Source organism: Pseudomonas bohemica (assembly GCF_002934685.1).
Lineage (GTDB): Bacteria > Pseudomonadota > Gammaproteobacteria > Pseudomonadales > Pseudomonadaceae > Aquipseudomonas > Aquipseudomonas bohemica.
Window position 1 is genome coordinate 148,625 of the sequence record NZ_NKHL01000116.1, and the last position, 16,803, is coordinate 165,427.

A 16,803-nucleotide genomic window follows, 5' to 3' on the forward strand; every position below is an offset into this window, starting at 1 on the left:
TTTCCATCCCGCTATCGGCCCTGGTCGTTGCGCGCCTTGACCATCGCCGCAAAATCGCGCTTGAGCTGGGGGAAATAGGCGATTTGTCCGCCCATGCCGCCGGCGATGTCGATGGAAGCTGCACTGATGAAGCTTGCATATTCACTGGCCAGAAACAGTGCCATGCCTGCCACATCCTCGGGTTTGCCGTAGCGACCCAGGGGTACGACTTTCATCACCATGGCATCGAACTCTTCACGGCTTACGCCTGGCCCCATTTCCCGGTAATGGCGGTCCCACTGACCCGTATCGATCCATCCCATGTTCAGGCTGTTCACCAGGATGTTGTCCTTGGGCAGCGACATGCCCAGGGTCTTGGACAGTGCGATGCACGATGCACGGTTGATCACCGACGGAATGCCGTCGGGCGTCGGGATCGACCCCGCCAGTGCATTGATTTCGATGATCCGCCCCCAGCGTTGTTCACGCATGTGCGGTACCACCGCCTGCACGAAGCGAAAGTGCCCCATCTGCAGCACATTGGCGTGTTCCAGAATGGCCTCGGGCGTGAGCGTGTCCAGATTTCCGCCGCGCCCCTGACCCGCGTTATTGACCAACACGTCAACGCCGCCCCAGGCCTGCACCACTTCGGATACGAATGCCTGCACGGCCGCCGTATCGGTGACATCCACGGCCCTGGCGATGACCGCCTGCGCCCGCGCTGTCAATGCCTCGCCAGCTTCGCGGACCGCTTGCTCACTACGCGCACAGATCGCAACGCGCGCGCCTTCTGCGGCGAAAGCCCTGGCAATCGCCAGGCCTATGCCCCGTGAACCCCCTGTGACGATGACGCGCTTGGCGCTGAGGTCGATATTCATCAATTTCTCTCTTTTTGTTGGGATATGTCGCATTCGCTTTGCGAGCCCGGTCTAGAGGCTGCCCCGCTGAAGCATTCATGGGCGCCAGTAGTGGAAATGCCCGTATACATCGATGGGAAAACTTTAATTGAACATTAATAAATATTGTGTGCAGTATTGCGCCTGAGATCGTGCTGCGCAAGGTAGGGCAGGGGTAAGCTGAACGGATCTTGATATTCTGTATAGAGAATGTGAATCTTTATGTGGAATTACGAGGAAAGATCAATTACCTTGAGATTCAGCTGACGAGGTAGCGGTATAGAGGTGATGCAAACCTCCTGAGCCCATCGTCCGGTCTGAGGTGAAAAATCGACCTGCTCCTCGGAGCAGAGCGCGAAGCAGCATGGCCTGGACGCACATAAACGACTGAAAATAAAAATAAAAGGTAGTTTGTATGAAAGAGATGACCAACCTGGGTCGCAGCGCGCTGACCCACGGTGCTATCACGCTGTTGGTGCTGGGATGCGGGCAGTCTGCGTTGGCCGCTTCCTTTGACCTGCCGAACCCTGACTACCGCCTGCGCTGGGACAATACGGTGCGGTACAACCTGGGTATGCGTACCGATGGGCAGAACAGCCGCATCATGAACACCCCCAATTACGACGAGTCCGACGGCAAGTTCGATCGGGGCGATGTTGTGACAAATCGCCTGGATGTGTTAACCGAAATCGACTTCTCCTACCTCAACGACTGGGGCGCGCGCCTGAGTGCCGCTGGATGGTATGACCAGGCGTATCACGACGATAACGTGAAGAGTCATGCCGCCGGTTATGCCACCAGCTATCAGAACGATCATTACAGTGGCGAAGTGAAGCGCTACGTGCGCGGCCCATCCGGTGAGATCCTCGACGCGTTCCTTTGGCGCAACTTCACCATCGGCGACACGCCCGTCAACGTGAAGGCCGGGCGGCACACCAACTACTGGGGCGAAGGCTTGCTGTTCGGCGCCCATGCGGTTTCCTACTCCCAGGCCCCGAGCGACGGCGTGAAGGCCGCCACCAGCCCGGGTATCGAAACCAAGGAAGTGTTCCTGCCGGTCGGGCAGGTTTCGGCCAAGGCTCAGGTTACCGACAGCCTGTCGGTGGCCGGCCAGTACTTCTATGAGTGGGAACCTACCCGTATTCCCTACGGCGGCACCTATTTCGGCGGCGCGGACCCGCTGTTCGAAGGTCCGGATCGCCTGCCTCTAGCCGCCAATGGCTCGGTGCTTCAGCGTCAAAACTCGCGCTTCGGCCGTGATGGACGTAACTGGGGCGTGATGGCCAAGCTCAACGTCGAAGAACTGGAGTCCACCTTCGGCGCCTATTATCGCGAGTTCGACGACTATCAGCCGTGGCTGGCTCCTCAGGTCAAGGCAACCTCGGGCCTGTATCGCGTGGTTTATCCACGGGGCGTGAAACTGGCGGGCCTGAGTTTCTCCCGGGTGATCGAGACCGTAGCGGTCGGCAGTGAGCTGTCGTATCGGATGAATGGTGCGCTCAATGCCACTGGTGTGAGCACTGTCGACAACGAAGGCCCGCGTGGCGACACGCTGCATTTCATTGCCAACGCCGTCTACGGTGTGCCGCGTAACTTCATCGCCGAAAACGCCACGCTGGTAGGTGAATTCGCCTATAGCCACCTGCTGCGCGTGACCGAGCACGATGAGCTGTACAAAGGTGTCGGCACCGCAGCGTGTACCAACGCGCGGACGCCTGGCATCGCAGGATCTGGCAGTGAGTCCGATGGTTGCTCGTCGAAGAATTACTACGCCGCGGCCGTCAACTACACGCCTCAATACCTCTCTATTTTTCCCTCGTGGGACCTGGAGGTTCCGCTAACCGTCAACTACGGGCTGCACGGCAACGCTGCGACCGCAGGCGGTGGTAACGAAGGCGCGCTCTCGTACTCGCTCGGCGTCAAGTTCACTTATGCGCAGCTGTATGAATTTGGCTTGCGTTATGCCGATACCGACGCGCGCTCCAAGAACCTGGCCAATAACACTATCGGCGGTAACGGTGCCGTGGGGGGCACCGATCGTGGCTGGCTCGCCTTCACGTTCAAGACCTCATTCTGACAAGTCCAATAAGAATCGGAGTAAGTGTGTATGAAAAGACAACTTGCCTTATCCCTCATGCTAACGGGATTTGCCACGTGCAGCCTGGCTGCGGTGCCAGCCAACGAGGCAGCGGAGCTCGGGAAGACGCTGACGCCGTTCGGCGCCATCCTGGCGGGCAACGCCGACGGCAGCATACCGGCTTATACTGGCGGGCTGACGACCCCCCCGGCCGGTTTCAAACCCGACAGCGGTTTCTGGGTAGATCCGTTCAAGGATGAAAAGCCTCTGTTTCGAATCGATTCGAAAAACGTCGACAAATATGCTGACAAACTCAGCGAAGGGCAGAAAACCCTGCTGAAGAAATACCCCGACTACTACCTTGACATCTACCCGTCCCATCGCACCACGGCATACCCCAAGGCGGTGCTCGATGCCACCGCGCGCAATGCCACCAGCTGCAAGACTCAAAAGGACGGCCTGGCAGTCGATACCGCATGCCGGGGCGGCCTGCCATTCCCGATCCCCAAGACCGGCAACGAGGTCATGTGGAACCAGCAGCTGCGCTACAAGATCGGCACCGGTTACTCGACCACATCGTCTTCCAACAGCTGGGTGGTCGACGCCAATGGCGCGATTACCAAGACCGCCGAACAGGCCACTTTCGAAGAAACCCCGTACTACCAGGTCAGCCAGCTAGATCGCGATATGAATCTTTACGCCCGGGTCTTCTCGCGAAATGACTACCCGGCACGGCGTTCGGGCGAAGTGGTGATGCTCAACGATTATCTCGACCCGCTGGCCAAGGCACGCCGTTCGTACAGCTACTCGCCGGGCCAGCGCCGGGTGAAACTGGCGCCCGAATTCAACTTCGACACGCCGGTGGCCAGCCAGGGCGGGGTGACGCTGTTCGATGAACTGCAGATGTTTTCCGGCAGCCAGGACCGCTTCGATTACAAGCTGATCGGTCGCAAGGAAATGTACATCCCGTACAACGCCTACAAGTTCTACTTCACGGCAAAACAGGACGATCAGTTCAAGCCGCACTTCGCCAATCCGGAAAACGAACGCTGGGAGCTGCACCGGGTGTGGGTCGTCGAAGCGACGCTCAAGCCGGGCATGCGCCATGTGTATGGCAAGCGTACCTATTACCTTGATGAAGACACCTACGGCGTGGGCCTGTATGACGCCTGGGACAAGAGCGGTGCGCTGTATCGCTCGATCTTCCTCAGCGGCGTGCAGCTGTACGACAAGACCATTCCCTACAACGTCAAGAACGTCGTCTACGACTTCAACAAGGGCATGTACGCATTGCTCAACGACGGCTTGAAGGGTGGGTACAAGTTCGTCGAAAAGCCGCTGGCTGAACGCGACATGAACATGGAAGCCGTGGTTGCTCGCGTCACGCAGCGCTGAGGTGGGAACGGTTGGCACGAAGGTCGGATCGGGCACGTTGCACACTCCCGAACCGGCGAGCCAACCGTAGAGCAATGCCATCGGGCGACCAGTCCAGGTCGTCCGGATGAGGATAAAAATAATGATCAGGCCTGAACCTCATACCGTTTGCCACGCAGTACCGGCCGAGAAAAAAACATCGCGGCCGTGGCTCATCGCTGCGCGCACCTGCCTGCTGACTGTCTGCCTGACAGCCGCAATGCAGCCCGTTCGAGCGGCACAGACGAGCGATGGCGGCGACATGCTGGACACGCCGGCGCAATCGGTAGACGAGCGTTTACCGGTACCCACGCTCTCGGTGGCGCGGGCGGGCGACGTATTGATCGCAGTCGGTCCCCATGGCGTCATACAGCGCTCCTCGGATGGCGGCCAGACCTGGCAACAAGTGTCGAGTCCTGTTTCCAGCGATCTGGTCCAGGTGCGTTTCATCGATGATCGCAATGGCTGGATCGTCGGCCATGATTCGCTGGTCATGCACAGCAGCGACGCGGGCCAGAGCTGGAAGGTGCAGCTTGACGGCCGCAGCCTGATCAAGTTGCTGGCTGACTACTATCAACCGCTGGCCGACAAGGGCGACGAGGATGCGGCCCGGATCGTCAACGAAACCGCCACTGCCACCAGCACCACCGCCACGCCGGGGGTACTCGCCGCGCCCTTTCTGGATGTGCTGTTCGATGCACACGGCAACGGTTTCGTCGTGGGCGCGTTCGGGATGTTGCTGCATAGCAGTGACAACGGCGCTCACTGGCAGCCGTGGGTCGAGCGCAGCGACAACGACCGACGCATGCACCTGTATGGCCTGGCGCAGCGCGACGGCGTGTTTTACATCAGCGGCGAACAAGGACTGCTGCTCAGGCAGGACGTCTCCGGCGAGCGTTTCACGCACCTGGAATTGCCATACGCCGGAACCCTGTTCGGCGTGACGGCCTTCGACGATCTACTTTTGGCTCATGGTCTGCGGGGCAACCTGTACGCCAGCCGCGACGATGGGCAGCAGTGGCAGAAGATCGAGACCGGCATCGGCTCAAGTCTGATGAGCGTCGTCGATCAAGGTAAGCAATGGCTGCTGGTCGGGCAGGGCGGTGAGCTGGTGACCCTCGATCCCGAAACACTCAAGGTCAGCACGTTGCGTGGGGTCGGGGGCGGCGAGGTTTATGGCGCCAGCGGGACCGGCAAACCGGGACAACTGCTGGTATCGCGATTTACAGGCGCCAAGGTCGTGGATATCGCCACTGCCCAGTGAGTTTGGCAACGCATTGCAACGGCAACGACAGCTGTCTGGCTGGCAAGCATCTTCAACGGGAACGCAGCGATGGTAGAGCAAAAATACAACAGCGGAATGCCGGTGATCGCAGAGCTCAAGGACTTCGACATGAAGTCCGGTGGGCGGCTGGAGCGCATCATCTTCAACAACCGTATTCCGGTGATCATCGCCTGTTTGCTGGCGACGCTGATTCTCGGGTTCTTCGCCACCCGTCTTCAGGTCAACGCCAGTTTCGAGAAAATGATTCCCAGCGCCAGCCCCTATATCAAGAATTACCTGGCCTACAAAAGCGAACTGCCCGGGCTGGGCAACACCATTCGCATCGTGGTCGAGAACAAGACCGGCGATATCTACGATCCCGAATACCTGCAGGCACTGCAGAAGGTCAACGACACGCTGTACCTGATCCCCGGCGTCGACCGTTCGTGGATGAAGTCGTTGTGGATGCCCATCGTGCGCTGGAAGGAAGTCACCGAGGAAGGTATCGAGGGCGGTGCCGTGATGCCTGCCGATTACAACGGCAGCGCGGCGTCCATTGACAAGCTGCGACAGAACATTGCCCGGGCCAACATCATCGGCAACCTGGTGGCCAACAACAGCCAGTCGAGCATGATCGTCGCGCCATTGCTGGAAACCAATCCACAGACCGGGCAGCCTTTGAATTACGGGGATTTCTCCAAGCAGCTGGAGAGCCAGATTCGCTCGTTGGAAAGCGACAAGGTCGGTATTCACATCGTCGGATTCAGCAAGCTGGTCGGTGACCTCATCGACGGCCTGTATGCCGTGATGATGTTCTTCGGTGTATCGGTGGTCATCGCGGCAGTGTTCGTCTATCTCTATACCCGCTGCCTGCGCAGTACGCTGCTGCTGGTGGGGGTTGCGGTTGCCGGAGTGGTCTGGCTGCTGGGCCTGATGGAGTTGTTGGGCTATTCGCTCGACCCGTATTCGATTCTGGTGCCCTTCCTGATCTTTGCCATCGGCCTGTCCCACGGCACGCAGAAGATGAACGGCATCCTGCAGGACATCGGTCGCGGCACGCACAAGTACATTGCGGCGCGGTATACCTTCCGCCGCCTGTTCCTGACCGGCCTGACGGCGTTGCTGACTAACATTGTCGGCTTTGCGGTGCTGGTCATCATCGATATTCCAGTCATTCGTGATCTGGCGCTGACCACCAGCATCGGTGTCGCGGTATTGATCTTCACCAAGCTGCTGCTGATTCCCGTGGCGTTGTCTTATCTGGGCGTCAGTCAGCGAGCGGCGCGCATCGCGATCGAAAAGGACCGCGCCGGGGAGGCGAACAAAGGCATTCTGGGCAAGATCTGGCGCGGGCTCGACCGCTTCACCGAACGGCGCTGGGCAACCCTGGTGATTGTCGTATCCCTGCTGGTGACTGCCGGTGGCAGCGCGGTAATGATGCACCTGAAAGTCGGTGACCTCGATCCCGGCGCGCCGGAACTGCGTCCGGATTCACGCTACAACCAGGACAGTGCGTTCATCTCGAAAAACTACGGGCTCTCCAATGACCAGTTCGTGGTGATCATGACCACCCCCGAGGACAGTTGCCGCCTTTACCCGGCCTTGCAGGCCATGGACCGCCTGGCATGGCGTCTGCGCCAGACCACGGGTGTGCAAACCACCAGTTCGTTGCCCGAGTCGGTGCGATTCATTACCTCGGGCATGGCGGAAGGCAGCGGCAAGTGGCTGACGATCAGCCGTGACCAGGCCATTACCAATGCCTCGGTCGACGCCGCGATGATCTCCCAACCGGGCATAACCAACCAGAAATGTTCTGTCACGCCACTGATCGCCTATCTCACCGATCACAAGGCCGACACCCTCAACCGTGTGCTCACCGTGGCCCAGGATTTCGCCGATCAGAGCAAAGCGTCCGGCGCTGCGGATCAGCCGCAGTTTCTTCTGGCGGCAGGCAACGCGGGGATCGAAGCGGCGACCAACATCGAGGTCGAAAAAGGCATCGTTACCATGTATTTCGCGGTGTATGGCGCCACCGCGCTGCTGTGCCTGCTGACTTTCCGCAGCTGGCGCGCGACGCTCGTGGCGCTTATTCCGCTGGTCATGACCACGATCATCTGCAAGGCCTTGATGGTCTGGCTGGGCATTGGCCTGAAGGTCGCGACACTGCCGGTGATCGCCGTCGGGGTAGGGGTTGGCGTCGATTACGCGCTGTATCTGTTGAGTGTGCAACTGGCCGTACAGCAGCGCGGCGGCTCGCTCGCCACGGCCTATCGCCGTTCGCTGGATTTCACCGGGCGCGTGGTCGCCTTGATCGGCCTGACCATGGCCGCTGGCGTCATCACGTGGGCCTGGTCACCGATCAAGTTCCAGGCTGACATGGGGATCCTCCTGACCTTCATGTTCTTGTGGAACATGCTCGGTGCGTTGGTCCTGATTCCGGCGCTGTCCCATTACCTGCTCAATCCGAAGCTTGGCAGCGACAGCGAACACCAGCAGGCCAGCACGCTCGATGCCACGGAGTCGGCTACGCCCACGGATCGTCCCAGAACACATTCGGCCGCCGTCGTCGCCCATTGACACGCCGTTGCCACGACACGGCTGGTAGCAGCCAATCCATAAAGACAACCGCTGCCAGACCAGCGGGAAAAGCGAAACAGCACAAGGGGAAAGGGTATGTTCGAGTTGTTGATGAGTGCCGACATGATGGTGCCGGACCCGGATGCCATGACCGAGAAACTGGTCGACAAACTGGGTATCCATAAACACGAGCGCTGGCGTCAGGCGTTCGATAACCATCCTTACATCGCGCACTTCCTGCGGGTTCACAAGTCGCTGGCGGTATCGCCGACCCGTGTCGAACCGCAATGGCACCTGGACAAGCCCAATCCTGGCGATCCGCTGTTCCATGATTTCCTGGAAAGCCTCAAGCAATACCAGGGTCGGCATCGGCCGATGATCACCCACTCCATCGTCCTGGCGATCCAGGGTGCCAAGTTCAACGCGCTGGTGGAAAAGCTCATGCGCCGGCGTTTGCCATTCCGCATGGCGCAGCGTACCGACGAGATGCCATTCGATCGGCTGTGGCTGGGGGTGACCCCCGAAAAGCCCTATTACGAGCCGTCGGTGGACGGGGGTTTGTGCATCGAAATCATGCCCATGGAACCCCTGCAGATGCCGCCCGAGACCTTCGCCGAGCCGCCCGTGCAGCCTCGTGACCTTAAACCCGGTGACATGGTGCGCGTCACCGCGCGCGGTTATCTGGTGCGCGATCTGGATGACACCCTGCGCCGCTGCTCGGCCAATCTGGATTGGGAGCCCAGCGGGCCGATACAGACATTGCATGACGAAGGCTATCGCCGCGCGCGCATGGGTTTCACCCTGGCCAACAGCGCGACTCTGGACATCATTGAAGCGACCCGTTGGGACAGTGATGCCGGGCTCTACCTCAACAGTTGGGGCCCCGGACCCTATTACATCCGTATCGGCGTCAATGGCCTGCAAGCCAAGGCAGATGACCTGCGGGCCAGGGGGACGGCATTCAAGTGGATCGAATCCAGCGAAGCTGTGGGTGGCAAGCCGCTGATCCGGATCGATCCCAAGGAGCTGGACGGCCAGCTGTTCGAGTTCGAGGAGTGCTGAGATGAGTGCCGAGCCTGTACAGCAGGAACTCAAAACCCTCATTAATGAGTCGGTCACGATTGAACGGGAGGGCGCGGTCGGTTGGCTGGTCCTGACGCGGCCCGGACAGATCAACGCGATCAACGATCAGATTCGTCAGGGTGCCCCGCAAGGCTTGCGTCTGCTTGAAGCCGACCCGCAGGTCCGCGTCATTGTGATTCGCGGGGAGGGCGAGCGCGGTTTTTGCGCCGGCGCCGATATCAAGGAAAAGCGCGGTGAGGAAACGGCCCTGCAAGTGCGTCAACGGCTGGAAAACGCGCGCTGGATCGGCAGCCTGGACACCATCGACAAACCGGTCATTGCCGCGATACATGGCTATTGCATGGGTGGCGGGCTGGAGTTGGCATTGGCCTGCGACATCCGTTTCGCGGCACCCGATGCAATATTCGCCTTGCCCGAGACCGGGCTGGGGCTGATACCGGGCGGCGGAGGCACGCAGCGTCTTTCTCGCGTCGTGGCGCCGGGCCGGGCGCTGGACATGTTGCTTACCGGGGACCGCATGAACGCTCAGGAGGCGCGTGACATCGGCCTGGTCAGCCGGCTTGCCAGTGATCGCGCGACATTGCGCGAAGAAGTTCTGGCCTTCGCCCAGCGCATTGCCGCCAAGCCACCGGCTGCATCGGCTTCGGTCAAACGCGCTGCGCGGGCCGCGCTGGAACTGGACCTCAAGCAGGGGCTGGATCTGGAGCTGGATCTGTTCGCGTTACTCGCGCCGAGCAAGGATGCCAGGGAAGCGGCACTCGCGTTCGCCGAGCGTCGCGAGCCACGTTTTACCGGCGAATGAAGCGCTGATCAATGACAGGAAAGAACATCATGAGCACAGCAAGACTTGCAGAACGGGTCGCTATCGTTACCGGCGGCGCAAACGGACTGGGTGCAGAATGCGCGCGGGTGTTGGCCAGCCACGGCGCGCATGTGGTCATCGTGGACATCGACCACGATGCCGCCGAGCAGGTGGCCCGCTCGGTGGCTGAGTCAGGGGCGCAATCGCTGGCCATCGCCTGCGATGTTTCATCCGAGGAGCAGGTCAAGGACATGGTCGCGCAGGTCAAGGCACGTTTCGGGCGCCTCGACATCCTGCACAACAACGCCGCAGCGCTTGGCGTCGATCAACGCCAGCGCGACCGCGATATCTGCAACCTGGACATGCAGGCCTGGGATCGCGCCATTGCGGTCAACCTGCGCGGCGCGGTGCTGTGCAGCAAGTACGCCATCAGCGTGATGCTGGAGCGCAAGGCCGGTTCAGTGATCTTCGCCACGTCTGGACTTGGGATGCAGGGCGACATGTCCCTTACCGGCTACGCCTGCTCCAAGGCCGCATTGATGATGCTGCCGCGCAGTATCGCTGCGCAGTACGGCAAGCAGGGTATTCGCGCCAACGCTGTGCAGATCGGCCTGGCACCGGCAGACAACGCCCACAGCTCGATGCCGCCTGAGTTGCTGGCGATCATTCGCGACAACCACCTGACACCCGAGCTCGGCACGCCTCGTCAGATCGCCGACGTGGTGGCGTACCTGGCATCCGACGAATCGTCGTTCATTACCGGCACCACACTGGTCGCCGACGGCGGCTTCAGCAGTCACACTCCGTCGCTGGTGGCGATGCGCGCGCTGTTCGAAACAATGGGCCGTACGGGAATGTAATCCCCGTTTCATTTTTCGCCTTCATGCCTGTGCGCCGGTAGTTTGCGGAGCGATGCCAGCGTGTGGGCCACTGAATCTGGCTGAAAAGGATTTGACATGAATACTGCTGCGCAAAAGTCCGAATACGATGTGGTCATTGTCGGCGGCGGCCATAACGGCCTCTCGGCGGGTTGTTATCTGGCGGGCGAGGGCAAATCGGTGCTGGTCCTCGAAGCGCTGGACAAAGTCGGTGGCATGGCGTCATCCGGATACCTGATCCCCGAGGCACCCAATCACCTGGTGCATCCATGCGCTGCCGATCTGCTGTCGCTGCGTGCTCATTCGGTGGTCGCGGAGTTGCAACTGGAACGCCACGGTTTCAATCAAGTCGAGCTCAAACCCGCTTATGTCTACCTGCACCCGGACGGCACGTCGCTGGTGTTCTGGCGTGATCCGAAGAAGACCGCTGAAGAGATCCGCAAATTCTCCCCGCAGGACGCCGATGCCTACGTCAAGTTCGTCGAAGTCATCTTCGCCTTGCTCGACGTGGTGCACCCGATGATGCGGGTCGACCCGGCGCAGAAGAACCTCGGCGTGAAGTTCAGGGCCTTCCGCACCCTACGCAGACACAAAGCGATCAAGCCGGACATCATCGCGCTGGCGACCGGTTCGGCCTACGGGGCCGCCGTCGAGCGCTTCGTCCATCCTGTGACGATCTCTGCCCTGACCTGTCTGACCGGCGCTGCGGGACCGGTAAAAGCCGACGGCAGCGGTTTGTACTTCGCCGTGCTGGGCTTTCTTCATCGTTTCGGCATCGGTCGGCCCATCGGCGGCATGCAGACGATCCCCAACGCCATGCTTTCGCGCTTCAAGGAACTGGGGGGTGAGGTCCGCACGCAAGCACCCGTGGCAGAAATCATCTCCAGCAATGGCAAGGCCCGCGGCGTGCGTCTGCAAAACGGCGAAGTGATCAAGGCCCGCGCGGTGGTCGCCAGTTGTCACCCCAAGGTGGCGCTGGACATGGTGACGGCGGGCGAACTGGAGCGCAAATGGCTGACGCGTATTGCCATGGCGCCTGCCAACGCTCACGGCGGCTCGCCGCTGAAAGTCGACGTCGCCCTGAGCGGGCAGATCAGCGTGCCCTTGCATCAGTCTCGCCGCGCTGACGGGCTCAACTTGCGCGGCCCGGTATTGCTGGTGGGAACAGCCGAAGCGGTGATCGAGAACTTCGAGTCCGCCGCACGGGGTGAAGTCCCGAAGCTGCCCTGGATGTGGATTGCCACGCCCAGTGCCATCGATGAATCACAGACCCCTGAAGGGCAGGACATCGTTTATCTGTACCCGCCGGCAATGCCGGTCAATCCACGTGAAGGCTGGGAGGCCATTCGTGAGCAGGCGGTACGCCAGACCATCGAGTTCGCCAGCCAGTACGTTCCGGAAATAGCCAGTCTGGAGATCGGTCGCCGCGTGGAAACCGCCCCTGAGTTGGCCAGACGCCTGAACGCGCACAATGGTTGTGTCTTGCACATCGACACCTCGATCTTTCGTTCCAGCACCATGCGGCCCGCGGCTGGCTTGGGGGGCGAAACGCTGCCGATCGCCGGTTTGTTCTTCGGTGGCGCGGGTATCCATCCTGGCGGCGGTGTCACCGGCATGCCGGGGAAGATCGCCGCCGGGCGGGTCAAACGCTTCTTGAAGTGAGTCGCGGATCAGCCGCCCGATGGGCCGGGCGCCGCGATGCTCGCCAGCACGAAGTCGGCGCAGTGCTTGCGCCACACGCGCAGGCCGTGTTCGGAATACGTTTCAAGGCCGGTCAAGGCTGAGGTGGAATAGCGATTGGTGAACCAGCCTGTGGTGATCAGCGCGGCAGTGGCCAGGAACAGGCGCGCATCGAGCCCTTGTCTGAAGACGCCACTTTCAGCGCCTCGCTGGAGGATGCCTTCGAGCTTGTTCACCAGCCGGGGCGCCTGTTCCAGAAAGTGATTGCGCGGCGTGTGATGCGCGTCGTGGTAACGGATGCCTTCGAGCGCCAGCGAACCCATGAGTGGATCCTGCGCGTATTGATCGAAAAAGTGATGCAGCAGCCGCTGTAGCGCCTGTGCAGGTGCCAGGCTTTCGACCTCAAGTCCCAGCAGCTCCGACATGATGCTGTCCGATGCTTCGTCGAGCACGGCGATGAACAGCCCTTCCTTGGTGCCGTAATAGTGGTGGATCAGTTGTTTGGTGACGCCGGCATCCTGGGCGATGTCTTCGATGCGCGCGCCTGCCAGGCCCTTGTCCGAGAATGCCTGGCGAGCCGCCGCCAGAATCCGCTTGAGGGTATTGAGTTTACCAATCTCGGGCTGTTCGGAGCTTTTCACCGATCGTCTCCTTGCTGTTGTTTTTGTTGCGCGGCAGGCCGTTGCCACGGTGAACGACACACTGCCGCCGTCGGCTGTAACAAGCAACCCTCTGCGCATATCGGGCGCCGCGACGTTTCGTTTTACCGCGCGTACAACGAATTGAACACGCTGCCAACGGCTGTGTAGATACCATCTGCACAGCGCGTCATTCACTCGACAGCCCCCACAATAAAGACAAGAAAAAGGTGTGAAGCATGAGCAGCGAAAGTACCGTTCTGAACCTCGAATCCGCTTACTCGGCCGTCTCGGATATGTACAAGGGCGCCGACCTCGACATTCACGCGCTGTGTCGGCAAATGCGGCAACACTCACCGGTCCATGAAGGCGACTTCATTGCCCGGTTCGGTGTGCCCACCAATGCCGGAATGCAGGCCGGCACCCGCCCGACGTTCGCTCTGTTCAAGTATCAGGATGTGATGGCCGTGCTGCGGGACGGCGCAAGCTTCACCAGCGGTTTCATCGCCGAAGGCCTTGGCGCCTTCTTCGATGGTCTGATCATTCTGGCAATGGACGGCGAACAGCACCGCAAGGTGCGCGCATTGCTTCAGCCAGCGTTCATGCCGGAAACCGTCAACAAATGGCGAGGCAAGATCGACCGGGTGATCCGCGAAGATTTCCTGATCCCGATGATCGATGACAAGCGCGCGGACCTGATGGATTTCGGGCTCAATTTTCCGATCCGCGAAATGTACGCGCTGATGGGCTTTCCTGAGGATGATCCGCAGACCTATCGCCAATACGCCGCCTGGGCGCTGGCCATGGTCGGAGGCAATCAGATCGATCCGGCCAAGGCGCCGGAAGCGCGGCGCCTGGCGGGCATTGCGGTGAAATCCCTCTATGACGAGATTCTCAAGGTCGTGATCCAGCGCCGTGCCAATGGCAGCGACGGCGATGACCTGATTGGCCGTTTGCTGCGTGCCGAGCACGAAGGGCGTCAGCTTGACGATCATGAGGTCACGACCTTCGTGCGCTCGTTGCTGCCCGCTGCGGGCGAAACCACTTCACGTACCTTCAGCTCGGTGCTGACGCTGCTGTTGACCACCGACGGCCTGGTGGACCGCGTGCGCAACGACCGCTCGCTGATCGGTAAGCTGATCGACGAAACCGTGCGTTACGAGCCGGTTGCGACCTTCAAGGTCCGCGAAGCTGCCAGGGATGTGGAAATCGGCGGCGTGAAGATTCCCAAGGGTGCGTTCGTGCAATGCATGGTGGTGTCGGCCAATCGCGACGAAGAGGCCTTTGAAAACCCGGATGCATTCGATATCGAGCGCAAACCCAAGCCGTCATTCGGGTTCGGGTTCGGCCCGCACATGTGCATCGGCCAATTCGTCGCCAAGGTCGAACTCAACTGCGCCATCAACGCGATCCTCGACCTCTTTCCCAACGTGCGCCTGGACCCTTCAAAACCGCGCCCGGTCATCACTGGCGCGCAGTTGCGTGGCGCATCAAGCCTGCCGGTGATCTGGGACTGAGTCGGCCGATTCATCCATTTGCCTTTCAACGACAAAAAAAGGGATCACACAGCATGAAAACCTTCAAGACCATTCCTGAACGCGGGGATTTCGGCTTCCAGCAACTGGTGGGGCCTCACAACGTGACTGGGCCGGCCTTGGCCGGGGAGCGCGGTTTCTTCGGGTTGCAGCTGAGCAAAAGCTCACCCTTCGGATCTGTACGGGACGAGGAGGGCAATATCTACTCTTTCGTGCGCTCGATCATGGCACCGAGCGGCACCCCGAATCCGACCAAGTTCTTTTTCATGAGCACCCTGGTCGACGGTAAACACCTGCGCATGGATCAGGCACGCATCGCCAAGCAGGCCCTGACACCCAAGCCGGTGCAAGTCCTCGACGGCGATACCGTGCGCTGGAGCAGTCAGCCCGATGAGCCAGGCAACGGCTGGGAAATCACGGCCTCGAGCGAGCGCATCACCTATCGCGAAGACGGGCTGTTCAACCTCGAAGGACGCCTGCTCGCGCCGGGGCTGCAGTGGTACTTGCCGGGGGGGGAGTGGGGGACGTTCTACGTGTCCCAGGTCTGGGACATCGCCGGGGTCTGTGATGGTAAACCGGTCAAGGGTGCGATGGCGCTGGATCAGTTCTACATGGCCGAAGGCGGCGCAATCCATTTCAAGAAAGACCTGGTGGTGAACAACAACAAACACGTCATCTGGTGGACCTTTGTCACGGTCTACAAGGACGGAACCTGGGACACAGGCTCCTTCATGGTCGGCCACGATCATCTGGGCTACGCGATCTTTGCCAACGAAAAAGGCGAGGTCCGAGTCACCAACGACATCGAGGGGCTGGTCAAGCACAAGGAGGGCAGCTACTTCGTCGACACTGCGCGAATCGTGCTGGACGGCCAGGAAGAATGGGAATTCTTGCCGGATCCGAAAGGCGAGATGATCGATTTCGTCGGTGGTTTCCCGGTCACAGCGCAACAGGAAGGCCGCTGGCGTCGCGTGGGCGATACCCGTGAGCCTGATCGGTGGCTGGGGTGGGGCGAATCGGACCGTCGCAACGGCCCGTCGCGTAACGTCAAGGGTTCGGATATTTGATATTCGCCACCAGCAGCTCAGCCTGCCGAGGCGCGTTTCTGCCCGATGCGGGCAGGGCTGCTGTATTGCGGATCCAGCACAACAATAAAAAAGAGGTCTGGCCAATGAGATTCCAAGACAAAGTGGTACTGGTGACCGGCGCCGGTCGTGGTATGGGACGGGCTATCGCCCTGGCGTTTGCACGTGAGGGCGCGAAGGTGGTGGTCAGCGCACGCACTGAAAGCCGGGGGCAGGAAACGGTGGCGCTGATCGAGGCCGCAGGGGGCGCAGCGTGTCTGGTCGGTGGCGATGTGGCTGACCGCGCAGCAGTCAAAGGCATGATCGAGGGCGGGGTCGACGCGTTCGGCGCCCTGGACATTCTCGTGCACTGCGCGGCGGACACCAGCAGCGGCCTGATCGTCGAGATGGCTGACGAGACCTTCGATCACATCGTGCGCAGCAATGTACAGGCGTTGTTCTGGCTGGCCAAGGATGCGACACCGTATCTGTCCCGATCCGCCGACAAAGGACGCCTGATCTACATCTCTTCGGGTGAAGCCAATCGTAAATATACGCCGCGTCTGATTCCTTATGGCTCGACCAAGGCGTTCATGAACGCCTTCGCTCGCGGCCTGGCTGTGGAACTCGGCGCGCTGAACGTGCTGGTCAACGTGGTCGAGCCCGGTTTGATCGGCACCGATCATATGCACGAAACCCTCGGCCACGAGCTGCCCGACACGCTGGCGTCCAACTTCCCGGTGCCACGGGTCGGCAGGCCCGAAGAAATCGCATCGGCGGTGATGTTCCTGGCCTCCAGCGAGGCGTCGTACATCACCGGTACCTCATTGCTGGTAGACGGCGGGGCGACCATGGTGGCGCTTCCCAAAATCGATGCCTCACTGAAAAACGCCCATTAACCTTCGAGGCGTCAGGCA

The 16,803-nt window shown here is 60.6% G+C and carries 13 protein-coding genes; 11 read left to right on the top strand and 2 right to left on the bottom strand.

Going from position 1 to position 16,803, the window contains the following annotated elements; genetic code table 11:
* Positions 1-11: 11 nt before the first annotated feature.
* On the bottom strand, positions 12-857 hold the full coding sequence (locus CE491_RS21420; protein ID WP_110950343.1) for an SDR family oxidoreductase: 846 nt from the start codon (positions 855-857) through the stop codon (positions 12-14).
* 433 nt (positions 858-1,290) lie between these two features.
* Between CE491_RS21420 and CE491_RS21425 the strand changes: the two genes are divergently transcribed.
* The 8 genes from CE491_RS21425 (at position 1,291) to CE491_RS21460 (ending at position 12,631) form a co-directional block, all read left to right on the top strand.
* Positions 1,291-2,952: a DUF1302 domain-containing protein gene (locus CE491_RS21425; protein ID WP_110950344.1), complete on the top strand. Its 1,662-nt coding sequence runs from the start codon at positions 1,291-1,293 to the stop codon at positions 2,950-2,952.
* Between the two features lie 30 nt (positions 2,953-2,982).
* A complete protein-coding gene (locus CE491_RS21430) occupies positions 2,983-4,347 on the top strand; it encodes a DUF1329 domain-containing protein (protein WP_110950345.1) in 1,365 nt (454 codons plus the stop codon).
* Positions 4,348-4,468: 121 nt separating this feature from the next.
* On the top strand, positions 4,469-5,629 hold the full coding sequence (locus CE491_RS21435; protein WP_234407644.1) for a WD40/YVTN/BNR-like repeat-containing protein: 1,161 nt from the start codon (positions 4,469-4,471) through the stop codon (positions 5,627-5,629).
* A 69-nt stretch (positions 5,630-5,698) separates the two neighbouring features.
* The gene (locus CE491_RS21440; RefSeq protein WP_110950346.1) at positions 5,699-8,206 is read left to right on the top strand and encodes an efflux RND transporter permease subunit; all 2,508 of its coding nucleotides are present in this window, start codon (positions 5,699-5,701) and stop codon (positions 8,204-8,206) included.
* 96 nt (positions 8,207-8,302) lie between these two features.
* A complete protein-coding gene (locus CE491_RS21445) occupies positions 8,303-9,268 on the top strand; it encodes a VOC family protein (protein WP_110950347.1) in 966 nt (321 codons plus the stop codon).
* 1 nt (position 9,269) lies between these two features.
* A complete protein-coding gene (locus CE491_RS21450) occupies positions 9,270-10,091 on the top strand; it encodes an enoyl-CoA hydratase/isomerase family protein (RefSeq protein ID WP_110950348.1) in 822 nt (273 codons plus the stop codon).
* A 29-nt stretch (positions 10,092-10,120) separates the two neighbouring features.
* On the top strand, positions 10,121-10,951 hold the full coding sequence (locus CE491_RS21455) for an SDR family NAD(P)-dependent oxidoreductase (protein ID WP_110950349.1): 831 nt from the start codon (positions 10,121-10,123) through the stop codon (positions 10,949-10,951).
* Between the two features lie 96 nt (positions 10,952-11,047).
* Positions 11,048-12,631, top strand: coding sequence for a phytoene desaturase family protein (locus tag CE491_RS21460; protein ID WP_110950350.1), 1,584 nt, complete (start codon positions 11,048-11,050; stop codon positions 12,629-12,631).
* An 8-nt stretch (positions 12,632-12,639) separates the two neighbouring features.
* Here the strand turns inward: CE491_RS21460 and CE491_RS21465 are convergent, their stop codons facing one another.
* On the bottom strand, positions 12,640-13,290 hold the full coding sequence (locus CE491_RS21465) for a TetR/AcrR family transcriptional regulator (RefSeq protein ID WP_234407645.1): 651 nt from the start codon (positions 13,288-13,290) through the stop codon (positions 12,640-12,642).
* Positions 13,291-13,526: 236 nt separating this feature from the next.
* Here CE491_RS21465 and CE491_RS21470 point away from each other — a divergent pair, with 236 nt between their 5' ends.
* From CE491_RS21470 to CE491_RS21480, 3 genes are all read left to right on the top strand, one after another.
* A complete protein-coding gene (locus tag CE491_RS21470; RefSeq protein WP_110950352.1) occupies positions 13,527-14,804 on the top strand; it encodes a cytochrome P450 in 1,278 nt (425 codons plus the stop codon).
* A 53-nt stretch (positions 14,805-14,857) separates the two neighbouring features.
* On the top strand, positions 14,858-15,889 hold the full coding sequence (locus CE491_RS21475; RefSeq protein ID WP_110950353.1) for a hypothetical protein: 1,032 nt from the start codon (positions 14,858-14,860) through the stop codon (positions 15,887-15,889).
* 104 nt (positions 15,890-15,993) lie between these two features.
* A complete protein-coding gene (locus CE491_RS21480; protein WP_110950354.1) occupies positions 15,994-16,785 on the top strand; it encodes an SDR family NAD(P)-dependent oxidoreductase in 792 nt (263 codons plus the stop codon).
* Positions 16,786-16,803 lie beyond the last annotated feature (18 nt).